The sequence below is a fragment of the Oerskovia sp. Root918 genome, from assembly GCF_001428945.1.
Lineage (GTDB): Bacteria > Actinomycetota > Actinomycetes > Actinomycetales > Cellulomonadaceae > Oerskovia > Oerskovia enterophila.
This window is the reverse complement of the sequence record NZ_LMJG01000016.1, coordinates 62,947-77,827: the sequence shown is the minus strand read 5'-3', so window position 1 is coordinate 77,827 and position 14,881 is coordinate 62,947. Positions and strand designations below refer to the sequence as shown.

General features: G+C 68.1%; 25 protein-coding genes. 1 reads left to right on the top strand and 24 read right to left on the bottom strand.

What is annotated here, in order from left to right; translation table 11 throughout:
- Nucleotides 1–32: 32 nt before the first annotated feature.
- Nucleotides 33–953, bottom strand: a complete 921-nt coding sequence (gene truA / locus ASE27_RS17965) for a tRNA pseudouridine(38-40) synthase TruA (protein ID WP_056653820.1) — start codon at nucleotides 951–953, stop codon at nucleotides 33–35.
- A gap of 34 nt (nucleotides 954–987) precedes the next feature.
- Here truA and ASE27_RS17960 point away from each other — a divergent pair, with 34 nt between their 5' ends.
- On the top strand, nucleotides 988–1,773 hold the full coding sequence (locus tag ASE27_RS17960; protein WP_056653818.1) for an ROK family protein: 786 nt from the start codon (nucleotides 988–990) through the stop codon (nucleotides 1,771–1,773).
- 27 nt (nucleotides 1,774–1,800) lie between these two features.
- On the opposite strand, the gene ASE27_RS17955 is transcribed toward ASE27_RS17960, so the two are convergent.
- The 23 genes from ASE27_RS17955 to rplP all read right to left on the bottom strand — a co-directional run bounded on the left by ASE27_RS17955 (nucleotide 1,801) and on the right by rplP (nucleotide 14,881).
- Entirely contained in the window at nucleotides 1,801–2,538 is a 738-nt protein-coding gene (locus tag ASE27_RS17955; RefSeq protein ID WP_056653815.1) for an alpha/beta fold hydrolase, read from the bottom strand.
- 263 nt (nucleotides 2,539–2,801) lie between these two features.
- The gene (gene rplQ, locus ASE27_RS17950) at nucleotides 2,802–3,302 is read right to left on the bottom strand and encodes a 50S ribosomal protein L17 (protein WP_056653812.1); all 501 of its coding nucleotides are present in this window, start codon (nucleotides 3,300–3,302) and stop codon (nucleotides 2,802–2,804) included.
- Between the two features lie 56 nt (nucleotides 3,303–3,358).
- Complete coding sequence (locus tag ASE27_RS17945; protein WP_056653808.1) at nucleotides 3,359–4,378, bottom strand: DNA-directed RNA polymerase subunit alpha; 1,020 nt, start codon at nucleotides 4,376–4,378, stop codon at nucleotides 3,359–3,361.
- A gap of 154 nt (nucleotides 4,379–4,532) precedes the next feature.
- A complete protein-coding gene (gene rpsK / locus ASE27_RS17940; protein ID WP_056653805.1) occupies nucleotides 4,533–4,937 on the bottom strand; it encodes a 30S ribosomal protein S11 in 405 nt (134 codons plus the stop codon).
- Between the two features lie 103 nt (nucleotides 4,938–5,040).
- Nucleotides 5,041–5,415: a 30S ribosomal protein S13 gene (rpsM, locus tag ASE27_RS17935; RefSeq protein ID WP_030151919.1), complete on the bottom strand. Its 375-nt coding sequence runs from the start codon at nucleotides 5,413–5,415 to the stop codon at nucleotides 5,041–5,043.
- A gap of 214 nt (nucleotides 5,416–5,629) precedes the next feature.
- Nucleotides 5,630–5,743, bottom strand: coding sequence for a 50S ribosomal protein L36 (rpmJ, locus tag ASE27_RS17930; RefSeq protein WP_009740505.1), 114 nt, complete (start codon nucleotides 5,741–5,743; stop codon nucleotides 5,630–5,632).
- Nucleotides 5,744–5,828: 85 nt separating this feature from the next.
- Nucleotides 5,829–6,050, bottom strand: a complete 222-nt coding sequence (infA, locus tag ASE27_RS17925; protein ID WP_012867920.1) for a translation initiation factor IF-1 — start codon at nucleotides 6,048–6,050, stop codon at nucleotides 5,829–5,831.
- A gap of 308 nt (nucleotides 6,051–6,358) precedes the next feature.
- Nucleotides 6,359–7,195: a type I methionyl aminopeptidase gene (gene map / locus ASE27_RS17920; protein ID WP_056653802.1), complete on the bottom strand. Its 837-nt coding sequence runs from the start codon at nucleotides 7,193–7,195 to the stop codon at nucleotides 6,359–6,361.
- A 22-nt stretch (nucleotides 7,196–7,217) separates the two neighbouring features.
- The gene (locus tag ASE27_RS17915; RefSeq protein ID WP_255354269.1) at nucleotides 7,218–7,838 is read right to left on the bottom strand and encodes an adenylate kinase; all 621 of its coding nucleotides are present in this window, start codon (nucleotides 7,836–7,838) and stop codon (nucleotides 7,218–7,220) included.
- Nucleotides 7,835–9,130, bottom strand: coding sequence for a preprotein translocase subunit SecY (gene secY, locus ASE27_RS17910; RefSeq protein WP_056653799.1), 1,296 nt, complete (start codon nucleotides 9,128–9,130; stop codon nucleotides 7,835–7,837). Before secY ends, ASE27_RS17915 begins: the two co-directional genes overlap by 4 nt.
- Nucleotides 9,131–9,363: 233 nt before the next feature.
- Entirely contained in the window at nucleotides 9,364–9,936 is a 573-nt protein-coding gene (gene rplO / locus ASE27_RS17905) for a 50S ribosomal protein L15 (protein WP_082609121.1), read from the bottom strand.
- A gap of 2 nt (nucleotides 9,937–9,938) precedes the next feature.
- Nucleotides 9,939–10,121, bottom strand: a complete 183-nt coding sequence (rpmD, locus tag ASE27_RS17900) for a 50S ribosomal protein L30 (protein WP_030151924.1) — start codon at nucleotides 10,119–10,121, stop codon at nucleotides 9,939–9,941.
- The gene (gene rpsE, locus ASE27_RS17895; protein WP_056653795.1) at nucleotides 10,121–10,777 is read right to left on the bottom strand and encodes a 30S ribosomal protein S5; all 657 of its coding nucleotides are present in this window, start codon (nucleotides 10,775–10,777) and stop codon (nucleotides 10,121–10,123) included. The genes rpmD and rpsE overlap by 1 nt, the downstream gene beginning before the upstream one ends.
- A gap of 52 nt (nucleotides 10,778–10,829) precedes the next feature.
- Nucleotides 10,830–11,201 (bottom strand): 50S ribosomal protein L18, encoded by a 372-nt coding sequence (gene rplR / locus ASE27_RS17890; RefSeq protein WP_056653792.1) that lies wholly within the window; start codon nucleotides 11,199–11,201, stop codon nucleotides 10,830–10,832.
- Between the two features lie 2 nt (nucleotides 11,202–11,203).
- Nucleotides 11,204–11,740, bottom strand: a complete 537-nt coding sequence (gene rplF / locus ASE27_RS17885; protein ID WP_056653788.1) for a 50S ribosomal protein L6 — start codon at nucleotides 11,738–11,740, stop codon at nucleotides 11,204–11,206.
- A 20-nt stretch (nucleotides 11,741–11,760) separates the two neighbouring features.
- Complete coding sequence (gene rpsH, locus ASE27_RS17880; protein ID WP_030151928.1) at nucleotides 11,761–12,159, bottom strand: 30S ribosomal protein S8; 399 nt, start codon at nucleotides 12,157–12,159, stop codon at nucleotides 11,761–11,763.
- Nucleotides 12,160–12,235: 76 nt separating this feature from the next.
- Nucleotides 12,236–12,421: a type Z 30S ribosomal protein S14 gene (locus tag ASE27_RS17875; RefSeq protein WP_012867931.1), complete on the bottom strand. Its 186-nt coding sequence runs from the start codon at nucleotides 12,419–12,421 to the stop codon at nucleotides 12,236–12,238.
- Nucleotide 12,422: 1 nt separating this feature from the next.
- A complete protein-coding gene (rplE, locus tag ASE27_RS17870) occupies nucleotides 12,423–12,995 on the bottom strand; it encodes a 50S ribosomal protein L5 (protein WP_056653785.1) in 573 nt (190 codons plus the stop codon).
- Nucleotides 12,995–13,336 (bottom strand): 50S ribosomal protein L24, encoded by a 342-nt coding sequence (gene rplX / locus ASE27_RS17865; RefSeq protein ID WP_056653782.1) that lies wholly within the window; start codon nucleotides 13,334–13,336, stop codon nucleotides 12,995–12,997. The genes rplE and rplX overlap by 1 nt, the downstream gene beginning before the upstream one ends.
- A 2-nt stretch (nucleotides 13,337–13,338) precedes the next feature.
- Nucleotides 13,339–13,707 carry a 50S ribosomal protein L14 gene (gene rplN / locus ASE27_RS17860; protein WP_056653778.1) on the bottom strand — a complete coding sequence of 123 codons (369 nt, stop codon included), beginning with the start codon at nucleotides 13,705–13,707 and terminating at the stop codon, nucleotides 13,339–13,341.
- A gap of 205 nt (nucleotides 13,708–13,912) precedes the next feature.
- Nucleotides 13,913–14,215 carry a 30S ribosomal protein S17 gene (rpsQ, locus tag ASE27_RS17855; RefSeq protein WP_056653775.1) on the bottom strand — a complete coding sequence of 101 codons (303 nt, stop codon included), beginning with the start codon at nucleotides 14,213–14,215 and terminating at the stop codon, nucleotides 13,913–13,915.
- Between the two features lie 7 nt (nucleotides 14,216–14,222).
- Nucleotides 14,223–14,462: a 50S ribosomal protein L29 gene (gene rpmC / locus ASE27_RS17850; RefSeq protein WP_056653772.1), complete on the bottom strand. Its 240-nt coding sequence runs from the start codon at nucleotides 14,460–14,462 to the stop codon at nucleotides 14,223–14,225.
- Nucleotides 14,462–14,881, bottom strand: a complete 420-nt coding sequence (rplP, locus tag ASE27_RS17845) for a 50S ribosomal protein L16 (protein WP_056653770.1) — start codon at nucleotides 14,879–14,881, stop codon at nucleotides 14,462–14,464. The genes rpmC and rplP overlap by 1 nt, the downstream gene beginning before the upstream one ends.

Below are 14,881 nucleotides of genomic sequence, written 5' to 3'. Positions count from 1 at the left end.
GGGCGGGCCTGCGGGGGCGCAGGACGCCGGCGCTACGAGGTCGGGGACGCCCCTGCTCCGGCGGCCTGTGCCGCGGTGCCCGCGTCCCACACGTCCTCGTCCATGCGCACCGCGCGCACGCGCTCGGCGCGGGCCGCGAGCTCGTCGTCGGGCGGGTACGTGACGGCCTCGAGGACCAGGCCGTGCGGGGGCACGACGCCGGCCCCCGCGTCCCGGCGCCTCGCCGCCAGGACCTCGGCCGGCCACGAGACGGGGCGGCGCCCCTCCCCCACGGCGACCGACGCCCCGACGAGCGCCCGGACCATGTTGTGGCAGAAGGCGTCCGCGCGGACGTGCGCGACGACGAGCCCCTCGTCGGGGCCGCCGGTCGCGCGCTCCCAGGACAGGTGCTGGAGCTCGCGGATCGTGGTCGCGCCGGGACGCGGCTTGCAGAAGGCCGCGAAGTCGCGCACACCGAGCAAGGGCTGCAGCGCCTCGTGCATCGCGTCCGCGTCGAGCGGCTTGCGGTTCCACAGGACCCACTCGCGACGCAGCGGGTCGCGCAGGGCCGGGTCGTCGACGATCCGGAACGTGTAGCTGCGGTAGAGGGCCGAGAAGCGCGCGTCGAACCCCTCCGGCGCCCGGGAGGCCCGGTGCACCACGACGTCCCCCGGCAGCACTCCTCCGAGCCGTGCGACGAGCGCCTCCCCCGGCTCGCGGTCCGACCGGCCCGGCATCGCGTCCCACACGGCCCGCGGGAGGTCGACGTGGGCCACCTGCCCGCGGGCGTGCACGCCCGCGTCGGTGCGCCCCGCGACCGTCAGGCGCGGCGGTTCACCGCGAAGGATCTGCCCCAGGCCGTCCTCGAGGGCGCCCTCGACGGTCCGCAGACCGGGCTGTCGGGCCCAGCCCGCGAAGGCGGTGCCCTGGTAGGCGAGGTCCAGGCGGACGCGGACCGGCTGCTCGTTCGTCACGTGCACCTACGCTAGCGCCCGTTAGTGTGCAGACATGCCCGAACGTCCCGCCGCGACCGACCCCGCCGACCTGCGCACCCTCGCGGTGGACTGCGGCGGAGGCGGCATCAAGGCCAACGTGCTCGACGCCGCGGGGACCGCGCACGCGACCGCGGTGCGGGTACCCACGCCCTACCCGCTGCCGCCCTCGCTCCTGGTCGACGTCATCGCGCAGATCGCCGACCGCCTGCCCCCCGCCGTACGTGTCACGGTCGGCATGCCCGGCATGATCCGGCGCGGGGTCGTCGTGCACACCCCGCACTACATCACGCGCTCGGGCCCGCGGAGCAGGGTCGACCCGGCGCTCGCCGAGCAGTGGGCCAGCTTCGACGTCCAGGCCGCCGTGAGCGAGCGCCTCGGGATCCCCGCGCTCGTCCTCAACGACGCCGAGGTCCACGGAGCCGGGGTCATCGCGGCGTCGGGCCTCGAGCTCGTCCTGACCCTCGGCACGGGGCTCGGTTCCGCGCTCTTCCACGGAGGGCGCCTCGCACCCCACCTCGAGTGGTCGCATGCCCCGGTACGACGCGGGACCACGTACGACGAGTACATCGGCGAGGTCGAGCGGCGCAGGCTCGGGAACGGGCTGTGGTCGCGGCGCGTCGTGGCGCTCGTCGACGGCCTGCGCCCCGTCTTCTGGTGGGACCGCCTCTACCTCGGCGGGGGCAACTCGCGCCAGATCACGCCGTCCGCGCTCGAACGGCTCGGCGACGATGTCGTGATCGTCCCCAACTCGGCCGCGCTCGTGGGCGGGGCCCGGGCGTGGGACCTGCCCCTGGCCTGAGCGGACCGGGCGGTCCCGGCAGCGGGATCAGGTCCGCTGCGACTCCGTCCCCGCGACCTCCCCGTACGCCTCGAGGACCGCCCGGTTGAACGCGACGGGCCGGTCCAGGCTCACGAGGTGCTTGGCCCCGGGGATCACGACGAGCTCGGCCGTGGCCCCTCCCGCCCGGGCCGCCGCCACGAACTCGCGCTCGCCGAGGCGGAAGTGGTCCCACCGGCCGTTGACGAACCACACCGGCGAGCCGGTCGCGGCCAGAGCCGTGAGCGGGTCCGAGGCGCCCACCTCGTCGAGGATCGCGGTCATGGCCGTCAGGGCGAACCCGCCCGCCCCGATGTCCACGATCCCTGCTGCAGGCAGGGTCCGGTCGACCAGCGCCTGGTTGATCGCCGCGCCGTTGTCGGGCAGCTTCTCGATCCGGTCGGCCGCGACGCGCCACGCTCCCCGCAGCGGCGAGCCGGGGACTGTGCAGCAGCTCGCGGCGACGAGACCCGCGACCTGCTCGGGGAACCGCGCGCGGTGCTCGATCCCGACGTACCCGCCGAGCGAGAGCCCGACGACGAGCGCCCGGCCGCCCAGGTCGTCCACGGCACGAGCGACGGTCGCCACCGCACCCTCGAGCGTGAACGGCTCGCCGATGCGTCGGCCGTGGCCCGGCAGGTCCGGCGCGACGGCCACGACACCTGCACGGTCCATGGCCTCGAGCTGCGCGCGCCACATGGTGCGGGACGTGCGAGAGCCGTGGACGAACAGCACCGGGAGAGCCATGTCGACCAATCTAGGACGAACGGACCCGCGACGCGGGGCGGTGGACGGCTCATGGTCGCCGGAGCCCGAGGCCCGTTGGTCCCGACGCCTCAGGCCCGTGCTCGGTCGTCTCGCTGGAGGACGGACCCACCGCAGCCTGAAGCCGTCCGCCGCGGGACGATGACCGCCCGACGCGCGCTCCGCCGTCGGGCATGGCGAAGGGCCCGGCACCAGATGGTGCCGGGCCCTTCAGGAGGTACCCGTCCGGCTATGCCGGAGCGAGATCAGTCCTCCTTGGAAGCCGGAGTGTCCTCGACGACGGGAGCGTCCTCGACGACCGGCGCGTCCTCGACCTTGGCGGCCTTGGGCTTGCTGGTCTTCTTCGTGGCCTTCTCGGCCTCGCGGACGACAGCCTGCTTGGGGCTGACGGGCTCGGTCACGAGCTCGATGACGGCCATGGGGGCGTTGTCGCCCTTGCGGTTGCCGACCTTCGTGATGCGCGTGTAGCCACCGTTGCGCTCCGCCATCTGCGGGGCGATCTCGGTGAAGAGCGTGTGCACGACGGACTTGTCGCGAACGACGGTCATGACGCGACGGCGAGCCGACAGGTCACCGCGCTTCGCGAACGTGATGAGACGCTCGGCCAGCGGACGCAGGCGCTTGGCCTTGGTCTCGGTGGTCGTGATGCGGCCGTGCTCGAAGAGCGCCGTGGACAGGTTCGCGAGGATGAGACGCTCGTGAGCCGGGCCACCGCCGAGCCGCGGACCCTTGGTGGGGGTAGGCATTGATCTTGCTCCTTAGAAGTGGATCGTGCGTGCGGCCGAGCCGCTCGCACGGAAGGTCAGTACTGCTGCTGCTCGTCGGAGAACGTCGCCTCGTCCTCGTCGGCCTCGTAGTAGTCGGCCGTCGAGGGGTCGAAGTCCAGCGGCGAGTCCTTGAGGTTCAGGCCGAGCTCAGCGAGCTTCTCCTTGACCTCGTTGATGGACTTCGCGCCGAAGTTCCGGATGTCCAGCAGGTCTGCTTCGCTGCGAGCGACGAGCTCGCCGACCTGGTGGATGCCCTCGCGCTTGAGGCAGTTGTACGAACGGATCGTGAGGTTGAGCTCCTCGATCGGGAGCGCCAGGTCCGCGGCGAGAGCGGCGTCCGTCGGGGACGGGCCGATCTCGATGCCCTCGGCCTCGACGTTGAGCTCACGGGCGAGGCCGAAGAGCTCGACGAGCGTCTTGCCGGCCGAGGCCAGCGCGTCGCGCGGGGAGATCGCCTGCTTCGTCTCGACGTCGACGATCAGCTTGTCGAAGTCGGTGCGCTGCTCGACACGGGTCGCCTCGACCTTGTACGTGACCTTGAGGACCGGCGAGTAGATCGAGTCGACGGGAACACGGCCGATCTCGGCGTCGAAGGACTTGTTCTGGTTGGCGGAGACGTAGCCACGTCCACGCTCGACCGTGAGCTCGATCTCGAGCTTGCCCTTGTCGTTGAGGGTGGCGATGTGCAGGTCCGGGTTGTGGACCTCCACACCCGCCGGCGGAACGATGTCCGCGGCGGTGACCGCGCCAGCACCCTGCTTGCGCAGGTACATCACGACCGGCTCGTCGTTCTCCGAGGAGACCACGAGGTTCTTGATGTTGAGGATGATCTCGGTGACGTCTTCCTTGACACCGGACACCGTGGTGAACTCGTGGAGCACACCGTCGATACGGATCGAGGTCACTGCAGCGCCCGGGATGGACGAGAGCAGCGTGCGACGAAGCGAGTTGCCGAGGGTGTAGCCGAAGCCAGGCTCGAGCGGCTCGATGGAGAAGCGCGAACGGTTCTCCGAGAGGACCTCTTCGGTCAGGGTGGGGCGCTGTGCGATCAGCACTGGTGTGTTCCTTTCAGTGTGCGTCCGCCATATGACGCATCACGGGCAACGCTGTGCCGGGGCGGGACTCTGTCCACCCGCCCAGGTGGCTGCGCCCGCCGCCGCGCCGACCCGACGAGGTCGGGTGCGGCGCGACGGCGAGCGAAGCGGAAGATCAGACGCGGCGACGCTTCGGGGGGCGGCAGCCGTTGTGAGCCTGGGGCGTCACGTCCTGGATCGAGCCGACCTCGAGGCCGGTCGCCGTGAGCGAGCGGATCGCGGTCTCGCGACCGGAGCCCGGGCCCTTGACGAAGACGTCGACCTTCTTGACGCCGTGCTCCTGGGCGCGGCGAGCCGCGGACTCGGCAGCGAGCTGCGCGGCGAACGGGGTCGACTTGCGCGAGCCCTTGAAGCCGACGTGGCCTGCCGAGGCCCAGGCGATGACAGCACCGGTCTGGTCCGTGATCGACACGATCGTGTTGTTGAACGTGCTCTTGATGTGAGCCTGGCCGTGAGGGACGTTCTTCTTGTCCTTGCGGCGCGGCTTGCGAGCCGCGGTGGCGCGAGTCTTGGGAGGCATTTCTGAGTTCTCTCCTGGTCTGAGGTGTTCGGACCGGGTCGGCGTGCGCTGCGCGGGTGAACTCGAGGTTCAGGCGAGCGGCACGCGTCCCACGGACTACTGCTTAGCGGGCCTTCTTCTTGCCGGCCACGGTGCGCTTGGGTCCCTTGCGGGTACGCGCGTTGGTCTTGGTGCGCTGCCCGCGGACGGGCAGGCCGCGGCGGTGACGCAGGCCCTCGTAGCAGCCGATCTCGACCTTGCGGCGAATGTCAGCAGCCACCTCACGGCGGAGGTCACCCTCGAGCTTGTAGTTGCCCTCGAGGTAGTCACGCAGCGCGACGAGCTCGGTGTCACCGAGGTCCTTCACGCGAACGTCCGGGGAGATCCCGGTGGCGGCCAGCGTCTGCTGGGCGCGGGTACGGCCGACGCCGTAGATGTAGGTGAGCGCGATCTCGAGCCGCTTCTCGCGGGGGAGGTCGACGCCGACAAGACGTGCCATGTGCCTTTCGGCTCCTCTGTACTTCGTTCGGAGGTCTACCGCACCATCTTCCCGCGGAGCTGCGGGCCCCGGCCTCCGAGCCGGGGGTTCCCCTCAGTGGGCCTGTGCGGCCCGACCGTGAGGTTCGTGGTGATGCGCTGGTTGGCACCCGAGGGTGCCGGCGACCGGTCCGCTCTCGCGGACCTGGATCACCGTGCGCCGGAGCGCCGGGGACTCAGCCCTGGCGCTGCTTGTGGCGCAGGTTCTCGCAGATCACCATGACGCGACCGTGCCGGCGGATCACCTTGCACTTGTCGCAGATCTTCTTGACGCTGGGCTTGACCTTCATCAGTCTGTTCCTCCGCCGCCGCACGCACGCGCAGGCGAACCCAGGCTTGCGGCAGCAGTTGTTTCGAGTGGTGGATTCTTGACGACTACTTGTAGCGGTAGACGATCCGGCCACGGGACAGGTCGTACGGGCTCAGCTCCACCACCACCCGGTCCTCAGGGAGGATCCGGATGTAGTGCTGTCGCATCTTGCCCGAGATGTGAGCCAGAACCTTGTGCCCGTTGGCCAGCTCCACGCGGAACATCGCGTTCGGCAAGGCCTCGACCACGCTGCCCTCGATCTCGATGACACCGTCCTTCTTTGCCATATCCTCCGCTAACTCTCGTCTGAACTGCTTCCCACGCACCCGTGCTCTACGAGGACCGGTGAGTGGACGTCGTGTGTGGTCCGGCCCGTCGTCGGTCAGTTCGACTCGCACGGGAAACGCGGACTACACCCAGCGGACTATCCTACGGCATGGATCACCGCGAGGGAACCGCGGGGCTGTGCACCCGGTCACCCCGGACTGCAGGGGTCGGGCATGCGCCGCCGGCACGGCGGACGAGCGACGGCCCGCCCCGGACCGGAAAGGGTCGGGACGGGCCATCTTCTCGGATTCAGGCCTTCTCCGGGCCGTCAGGCGTCGAGCGGGGCGATCGTGACGCCGAGCTCGGCCAGCTTGGCCGCACCGCCGTCAGGGGCCGTCAGGACCCAGATGCCGTCCTCGAGGATCGCGACGCTGTGCTCCCAGTGAGCAGCACGAGCACCGTCGTCGGTGACGACCGTCCAGTCGTCCTCGAGAACCTGCGTGAAGCGCTCGCCACGCGTCACCATGGGCTCGATCGCGAGGCACATGCCCGGCTTGAGCCGAGGGCCGCGCTCGCGCGTCCGGTAGTTCAGGACGTCCGGCGGCTGGTGCATCGAGGTACCGATGCCATGGCCGACGTACTCCTCGATGATCCCGTACGCGACGCCGTCCGCGGCAGCCGAGGCCTCGATCGAGTCCTCGACCGCGTTCCCGACGTCACCGAGCCGTTCGCCGGTCGCCAGGGCGGCGATGCCCGCCCAGAGCGCCCGTTCGGTCGCCTCGACGAGCGCGACGTCCGCGGCGTCCGCCTCCGGCAGCACGAACGAGAACGCGGAGTCCCCGTGCCAGCCGTCGACGATCGCGCCGCAGTCGACCGAGACGACGTCGCCCGGGAGGAGCTCGCGTGTCCCGGGGATGCCGTGCACCACCTCGTCGTTCACCGAGACGCAGAGCGTCGCCGGGTAACCGTGGTACCCCAGGAACGACGGGGTGGCACCGGCGTCACCGATGACTGCCGCCGCCAGGGCGTCCAGGTCTGCGGTCGTCATGCCGGGACGCACCGCCGAGCGGACCGTGGCGAGCGCGTCAGCGACCACCAGGCCCGCCCGGCGCATGGTGCGCACCTGGTCGACCGTCTTGTACTCGATCTTCTCGCGGCCGAACACTTCTCGCTCCAACCGTCCCGGGTCAGCCGACGAGAGGCGCGAGCGCCTCGACGAGACGCGTGGTCACGTCGTCGATCTCACCGATGCCGTCGACCTGGGCGAGCAGACCGCGCTCGGCGTAGGCCGACGTCAGCGGAGCCGTCTGCTCGGCGTAGATGTCCAGACGCCGAGCGATGGCCTCCTCGGTGTCGTCCTCGCGGCCCTCGATCTCCGCACGCTTGCGCAGACGAGCCAGGAGCTCGTCACGGTCCGCGGTGAGCTCGAGGACGGCGTCCAGGCGGACGCCGAGGTCCGCGAGGATCTCGTCGAGCTCGACGACCTGCGCCGCGTTGCGCGGGTAGCCGTCGAGGATGAAGCCGCGCGCCACGTCGTCCTGGGCGAGACGGTCACGGACCATCTCGTTCGTCACGGAGTCCGGGACGAGCTCACCCTTCGCGGTGTACTCCTGGACGAGCCTACCCAGCTCGGTGCCGCCCTTGATGTTCGCACGGAAGATGTCGCCCGTGGAGATCGCAGGGATGCCGTAGTGCTCCGCCAGGCGAGCTGCCTGGGTGCCCTTGCCTGCACCCTGGGGACCCATGATGATCAGGCGAGCGGAGCGCGTGCCGGAACGCTGAGCGTCGGCAGTCAACTCTGAGGTCAACGGAGGAACCCTTCGTAGTGACGCTGCTGCAGCTGCGAGTCGATCTGCTTGACCGTCTCGAGACCGACGCCCACGACGATGAGGATCGAGCTACCGCCGAACGGGATGTTCGTGCTCACCCCCAGCAGGACGAGGACGAGCGTCGGGATGAGCGCAACGAGCGCGAGGTAGATGGCACCCGCGGAGGTGATGCGGGTGATGACGTAGTCCAGGTACTCCGCCGTCGGGCGGCCGGCACGGATGCCGGGGATGAAGCCGCCGTACTTCTTCATGTTGTCGGCGACCTCGTCCGGGTTGAACGTGATGGCCGTGTAGAAGAAGCAGAAGAAGACGATCAGGAGCACGTAGATCGAGATGTGGATCGGCGAGGCCGGGTCCGCGAGGTACTTCGAGACCCACTGGACCCATCCGGCCGTCGCGTCGCCGAACTGGGCGATGAGACCGGGGACCGCGAGCAGCGACGACGCGAAGATGACCGGGATGACACCCGACATGTTGATCTTGATCGGGATGTAGGTGCTGGAGCCGCCGTACATCTTGCGACCGACCATGCGCTTCGCGTACTGCACCGGCACTCGGCGCTGGGACTGCTCGACGAAGACGACGAGACCGATCACCAGGATGATGACCGCGATCATGATGGTGAAGTTCACGGCGCCGTTGGCGCCACCTGCGATGGACCACAGAGCCGTGGGGAAGCTGGCGGCGATCGAGGTGAAGATGAGGAGCGACATGCCGTTGCCGACGCCGCGCTCCGAGATGAGCTCACCGAGCCACATGATCAGACCGGTACCGGCGGTCATGGTGATGACCATGAGGGCCGAGGTCATGAAGCTGTCGTTCGGGATGACCTCGACCGGGCAGTTCGGGAAGAGGAAGCCGCTGCGGGCGGTCGTGATGACCGTCGTGGACTGCAGGATCGCGAGGGCGATGGTCAGGTAGCGCGTGTACTGCGTGAGCTTCGCGGTACCGGACTGACCTTCCTTGTGCAGAGCCTCGAAGTGAGGGATGACCACGCGGAGCAGCTGCACGATGATGCTCGCGGTGATGTACGGCATGATGCCGAGCGCGAAGATCGAGAGCTGGAGCAGGGCTCCACCGCTGAACAGGTTGACCATTCCGAGGAGGTCGTTCTGCCCCTGGGCCGCGATGCACTGCTGGACGTTGGCATAGTCCACGCCGGGGGTAGGGATGAACGAGCCCACACGGAAGATCGCCATGATGGCGATCGTGAACAGCAGCTTGCGCCGCAGGTCAGGTGTCCGGAAAGCCCGGGCGAATGCGCTGAGCACCTATCCTCCTGGCCCGCTCGAGGCGGGATGTCGTGTCGCCGGGGTTCGGCGAGATGTGACGCACCCGGCACGGGACGCCACTGGGCACCTTAGCCGCTGCGCCGCGATGGACGGCAATTTGAGACAACCGGCAGTGATTCTACGTTCCCCCGAGCGAGGCTGGTACCGGCTACCACGCCTCTAGACGCAGACAGGGCCGACAGCGCATAGCGCTATCGGCCCTGTCCTTCGTATCAGTTCTCCGAGATGGAGCCACCGGCCGCAAGGATCTTGTCCTTGGCGGAACCAGAGAGCGCGTCGACCGCGACCTCGAGCTTGACGGTGATCTCACCCGTGCCGAGCACCTTGACGAGCTCGCCCTTGCGGACGGCTCCCTTGGCGACCAGGTCCTCGACGGTGACGGAGCCACCCTCGGGGTACAGCGCGGAGAGCTTGTCCAGGTTCACGACCTGGTACTCCGTGCGGAACGGGTTCTTGAAGCCACGAAGCTTGGGCAGACGCATGTGGAGCGGCATCTGACCACCCTCGAAACGCTCCGGCACCTGGTAACGAGCCTTCTGGCCCTTGGTACCACGGCCGGCCGTCTTACCCTTCGACGCCTCACCACGACCCACACGGGTCTTGGCCTTCTTGGCGCCGGGGGCCGGACGGAGGTGGTGCACCTTCAGGGTGCCACCAGCGCCGACGGTCTGCTGAGCCTCGGCCTTGGGGGCCTCGGCGACAGCAGCCTTCTTGGCAGGAGCCTTCTTCTTGGGAGCGTCGGTCGAAGCCTCGACCGCGGTCTCCTTCTTGGCCTTCTCAGCCATGATCACTCGACCTCCTCAACGGCGACGAGGTGCGCCACCGTTGCGACCATGCCGCGGATCTCCGGGCGGTCCTCCTTCACGGCGGTGTCGCCGATCCGCTTGAGGCCCAGAGTGCGCAGCGTGTCGCGCTGATTCTGCTTGCCGCCGATGGCGGACTTCGTCTGGGTCACCTTGAGTCGAGCCATCACGCACCTACCCCAGCTGCACGTGCACGCAGGAGGGCGGCCGGAGCCACTGCCTCGAGCGGCAGGCCACGGCGCGCTGCAACAGCCTCAGGCTGCTCCAGGTTGCGCAGGGCCTCGACCGTTGCGTGCACGATGTTGATCGCGTTGGACGAACCGAGCGACTTGCTCAGGACGTCGTGGATGCCCGCGCACTCCAGCACGGCGCGCACCGGACCACCGGCGATAACACCGGTACCCGGAGCGGCCGGACGCAGGAAGACGACACCGGCGGCTGCCTCGCCCTGGATGGGGTGAGGAATGGTGCCCTGGATGCGGGGAACCTTGAAGAAGTTCTTCTTGGCCTCCTCGACACCCTTGGCGATCGCCGCGGGAACTTCCTTCGCCTTGCCGTAGCCGACGCCGACGGTACCGTCGCCATCGCCCACCACGACGAGCGCGGTGAAGCTGAAGCGACGGCCGCCCTTGACGACCTTGGACACGCGGTTGATGGTGACGACGCGCTCGACGAAGGCATTCTTCTCGGCGGCGTCACCACGGCGACCGTCACCACGGCGACCGTCGCGACGAGCGTCGCCCCGGCCTCCGGAGTTGCGGTCGGTCGACTCGTTGGCGGCACCCGTAGGGGCGCCGGTGCTGCTGCGCTGCCCTGCAGCCATCAGAGAATCCTTTGCTTCCGTACCGTGTACACGGTGGTGGTTTCGGCCATCATCACAGGGACAGACCGCCTTCGCGGGCCCCGTCGGCGACTGCAGCCACCCGGCCGTGGTACTTGTTGCCACCGCGGTCGAAGACGACCGAGTCGACACCAGCGGCCTTGGCACGCTCTGCGACGAGCTCGCCGACCTTGCGGGCCTTCGCGCTCTTGTCGCCCTCGAGCGACCGCAGGTCGCCCTCGATGGTCGAAGCGGAAGCAACGGTCTGGCCGATCGTGTCGTCCACGATCTGCGCCGTGATGTGGCGCGCGGAGCGCGTCACCACGAGGCGGGGACGAGCAGCCGTGCCGGCAATCTTCTTGCGCAGGCGGAGGTGGCGGCGCTTGCGCGAGACCGCCTTGCCCTTGCCGAGAACCTTGAGAGCCATCGTTACTTACCAGCCTTTCCGACCTTGCGGCGGACGACCTCGCCGGCGTACCGCACACCCTTGCCCTTGTACGGCTCGGGCTTGCGGATCTTGCGGATGTTCGCAGCGACCTCGCCGACCTGCTGCTTGTCGATGCCCGCGACCGAGAACTTGGTCGGGGACTCGACAGCGAAGGTGATACCAGCGGGCGCGGACACCACGACGGGGTGGCTGAAGCCCAGAGCGAACTCCAGGTCAGTGCCCTTCGCGGTCACGCGGTAACCGGTACCGACGATCTCGAGCTTCTTCTCGTAGCCCTCGGTGACACCGGTCACCAGGTTTGCGAGAAGCGTGCGGGTCAGGCCGTGCAGAGCGCGCGACGAGCGCTCTTCGTTGGGGCGCGTCACCACGAGGGTGGAGGCGTCCTGGGAGACCTCGATGGGGGCGGGGATGGTGTGCTCCAAGGAACCCTTCGGGCCCTTGACCGTCACCAGTGCGCCGCTGATCGTGACATCCACTCCGGCGGGAACCGGAACGGGGATCTTGCCGATACGAGACATGGCGTATCTCTCCTTTCCGATTACCAGACGTAGGCGAGGACTTCTCCGCCCACGCCCTTCTTGGCTGCCTGACGGTCGGTCAGGAGGCCGGAGGACGTGGACAGGATCGCCACGCCGAGGCCACCGAGAACCTTGGGCAGGTTGGTCGACTTCGCGTACACACGCAGGCCGGGCTTCGACACGCGGCGCACACCAGCAAGGGAGCGCTCACGGTTCGGGCCGAACTTCAGCTGGATCGTGAGGTACTTGCCCACGGGGGCGTCCTCGACGGTCCAGCCGGAGATGTAGCCCTCGGCCTGCAGGATCTCAGCAATGTGCGACTTCAGCTTCGAGAACGGCATCTGAACCGTCTCGTGGTAAGCCGAGTTCGCGTTACGCAGACGGGTCAGCATGTCTGCGATCGGGTCGGTCATCGTCATTGGGCTTCAGCCCTTCCTCGCCGGGGTATCTGGCCGGTTCCCCGAGGGGAACCGTGCCAGACCTACGACGTAGTTGTTACCAGCTGCTCTTGGTGACGCCGGGAAGCTCGCCACGGTGTGCCATCTCGCGAACGCAGATACGGCACAGGCCGAACTTGCGGTACACGGAGTGCGGGCGACCGCACTTCTGGCAGCGAGTGTAGGCGCGAACCGCGAACTTAGGCTTTGCGGCTGCCTTGTTGACCAGGGCCTTCTTCGCCATATCAGTTCTGCTCCTTGAAGGGGAAGCCGAGACGGCGCAGCAGGGAGCGGCCCTCGTCATCGGTCGTCGCCGTCGTCACGATCGTGATGTCCATACCGCGGACGCGATCGATCTTGTCCTGGTCGATCTCGTGGAACATCGACTGCTCCGTGAGACCGAAGGTGTAGTTGCCGTGTCCGTCGAACTGCTTGGGCGACAGGCCGCGGAAGTCGCGGATACGCGGCAGCGCGATGGACAGCAGGCGGTCGAGGAACTCCCACATGCGCTCGCCGCGCAGCGTGACGTGCGCGCCGATCGGCATGCCCTCACGCAGCTTGAACTGAGCGATGGACTTGCGGGCCTTGGTGACCTGCGGCTTCTGGCCGGTGATGGCCGAGAGGTCGCGGATGGCACCCTCGATGAGCTTCGAGTCCTTGGCCGCGTCGCCGACACCCATGTTGACGACGATCTTCGTCAGTCGTGCAACCTGGTTGACGTTCTCGTGGCCGAACTCCTCGAGGAGGCCGGCGACGATCTCGTCGCGGTAGCGCTGCTTGAGACGCGCGATCTCCGGGGCTTGCAGTTCAGTGCTCATCAGATGTCCTTACCGGAACGCTTGGCGACGCGCACGCGGACGTTACGCGTACGGCCGTCACGCTCGACCTCTTCGGTGCGGTACCCGACGCGGGTGCCCTTCTTGGTCTCCGGGTCGACGACCATCACGTTGCTCACGTGGATCGGCGCCTCGACGACCTCGATGCCACCGGTACGCGTCCCACGCTGGGACTGACCCACCTTGGTGTGCTTCGTGACGCGGTTGATGCCCTCGACGATCACGCGGTCGGAGTCCGTGAGGACCTCGAGCACGCGACCCTGCTGGGTGCGGTCCTTGCCAGAGATGACGACCACCAGGTCGCCCTTCTTGATCTTCGCCATGTTCAGAGCACCTCCGGAGCCAGCGAGATGATCTTCATGAACCGCTTGTCGCGCAGCTCGCGGCCCACGGGGCCGAAGATGCGCGTGCCACGGGGCTCGCCGTCGTTCTTGAGGATCACGGCCGCGTTCTCGTCAAACTTGATGTAGGAACCGTCCGGACGACGGCGCTCCTTGGCGGTGCGGACGATGACCGCCTTCACGACATCGCCCTTCTTCACGTTGCCGCCGGGGATAGCGTCCTTGACGGTTGCGACGATGACGTCGCCGATTCCGGCGTAGCGACGGCCCGAACCACCGAGAACACGGATGCAGAGAATCTCCTTCGCACCCGTGTTGTCGGCGACGCGAAGTCGCGACTCCTGCTGGATCATGTAATGAACTCCTGTCGTCGAGCCGGTTCTCGCTGAGCGAGCCTTGCCGAACGGATAGCTGTCAGTGCCGGGTCCCTTGCGGGTGAACCGGCCAGGCGCGGCGGGGTACCGCCACCCTGTCTACTGGTTGCCGCACCTTGGTGCGGCCCGAGACCGGTCGTGACGGGCGGGACCCCGCCCGTCACGACCTGGTAGGCCGCAGGGCCTACTTGGCCTTCTCGAGGATCTCCACCAGGCGCCACCGCTTGGTCGCGGACAGCGGGCGGGTCTCCATGATAAGGACGAGGTCACCGACGCCGGCAGCATTCTGCTCGTCGTGGACCTTGACCTTGCTCGTGCGCCGGATGACCTTGCCGTAGAGCGGGTGCTTGACCCGGTCCTCGACCTCGATCACGACGGTCTTGTCCATCTTGTCGCTCACCACGTAGCCGCGCCGCGTCTTGCGGTTGGCGCGCTGGTCAGCGGCCGTCTCGGTCACCGGTGCGGCGTTCGTTGCGTTCTCGCTCATTCCAGCCTCACTCACTCACGCTCGGTGCGGTACGGATACCGAGCTCGCGCTCACGCAGGATCGTGTAGATCCGCGCGATGTCGCGACGCACGGCCTTCAGGCGACCGTGGCTCTCCAGCTGACCGGTGGCCGACTGGAAGCGGAGGTTGAAAAGCTCCTCCTTGGCCTTCTTCAGCTCGGCGACGAGCTTCTCGTCATCGAACGTGTCCAGCTCGCTCGAACCCAGTTCCTTGGTTCCGATAGCCATCAGTTGCCACCACCCTCGCGCACCACGAAACGGCACTTCATCGGGAGCTTGTGGATCGCGCGGCGCATGGCCTCGCGAGCCAGGGGCTCCGGTACACCGGCCAGCTCGAAGATGATACGGCCGGGCTTGACGTTGGAGATCCACCACTCGGGCGAACCCTTACCAGAACCCATGCGGGTCTCCGCCGGCTTCTTGGTCAGCGGACGGTCCGGGTAGATGTTGATCCAGACCTTTCCGCCTCGCTTGATGTGGCGGGTCATCGCGATACGAGCAGCCTCGATCTGGCGGTTCGTGACGTACGCAGGCTCGAGAGCCTGGATGCCGAACTCGCCGAACGCGATCTGGTTGCCACCCTTCGAGGCGCCGGAGCGCGAGGGGTGGTGCTGCTTGCGGTGCTTCAGCCTGCGCGGGATCAGCAT

Coding starts and splice junctions, on each gene's coding strand:
- rplQ (WP_056653812.1), bottom strand. CDS start 3,302: ATGCCTACCCCCACCAAGGGTCCGCGGCTCGGCGGTGGCCCGGCTCAC.
- ASE27_RS17955 (WP_056653815.1), bottom strand. CDS start 2,538: ATGGCTCTCCCGGTGCTGTTCGTCCACGGCTCTCGCACGTCCCGCACC.
- rplN (WP_056653778.1), bottom strand. CDS start 13,707: ATGATCCAGCAGGAGTCGCGACTTCGCGTCGCCGACAACACGGGTGCG.
- rpsH (WP_030151928.1), bottom strand. CDS start 12,159: ATGACGATGACCGACCCGATCGCAGACATGCTGACCCGTCTGCGTAAC.
- ASE27_RS17875 (WP_012867931.1), bottom strand. CDS start 12,421: ATGGCGAAGAAGGCCCTGGTCAACAAGGCAGCCGCAAAGCCTAAGTTC.
- rpmD (WP_030151924.1), bottom strand. CDS start 10,121: ATGGCTCGACTCAAGGTGACCCAGACGAAGTCCGCCATCGGCGGCAAG.
- rpmC (WP_056653772.1), bottom strand. CDS start 14,462: ATGGCTATCGGAACCAAGGAACTGGGTTCGAGCGAGCTGGACACGTTC.
- rplF (WP_056653788.1), bottom strand. CDS start 11,740: ATGTCTCGTATCGGCAAGATCCCCGTTCCGGTTCCCGCCGGAGTGGAT.
- rpsM (WP_030151919.1), bottom strand. CDS start 5,415: ATGGCACGTCTTGTCGGCGTCGACCTCCCCCGCGAGAAGCGGCTCGAG.
- rplR (WP_056653792.1), bottom strand. CDS start 11,201: ATGGCTCTCAAGGTTCTCGGCAAGGGCAAGGCGGTCTCGCGCAAGCGC.
- rpmJ (WP_009740505.1), bottom strand. CDS start 5,743: ATGAAGGTCAAGCCCAGCGTCAAGAAGATCTGCGACAAGTGCAAGGTG.
- rpsK (WP_056653805.1), bottom strand. CDS start 4,937: ATGCCTCCCAAGACTCGCGCCACCGCGGCTCGCAAGCCGCGCCGCAAG.
- rplP (WP_056653770.1), bottom strand. CDS start 14,881: ATGCTGATCCCGCGCAGGCTGAAGCACCGCAAGCAGCACCACCCCTCG.
- infA (WP_012867920.1), bottom strand. CDS start 6,050: ATGGCAAAGAAGGACGGTGTCATCGAGATCGAGGGCAGCGTGGTCGAG.
- rplX (WP_056653782.1), bottom strand. CDS start 13,336: ATGGCGAAGATCAAGAAGGGCGACCTGGTGGTCGTCATCTCTGGCAAG.
- rpsQ (WP_056653775.1), bottom strand. CDS start 14,215: ATGAGCGAGAACGCAACGAACGCCGCACCGGTGACCGAGACGGCCGCT.
- ASE27_RS17960 (WP_056653818.1), top strand. CDS start 988: ATGCCCGAACGTCCCGCCGCGACCGACCCCGCCGACCTGCGCACCCTC.
- rplE (WP_056653785.1), bottom strand. CDS start 12,995: ATGAGCACTGAACTGCAAGCCCCGGAGATCGCGCGTCTCAAGCAGCGC.
- rpsE (WP_056653795.1), bottom strand. CDS start 10,777: ATGGCTGCAGGGCAGCGCAGCAGCACCGGCGCCCCTACGGGTGCCGCC.
- rplO (WP_082609121.1), bottom strand. CDS start 9,936: ATGGCTGAGAAGGCCAAGAAGGAGACCGCGGTCGAGGCTTCGACCGAC.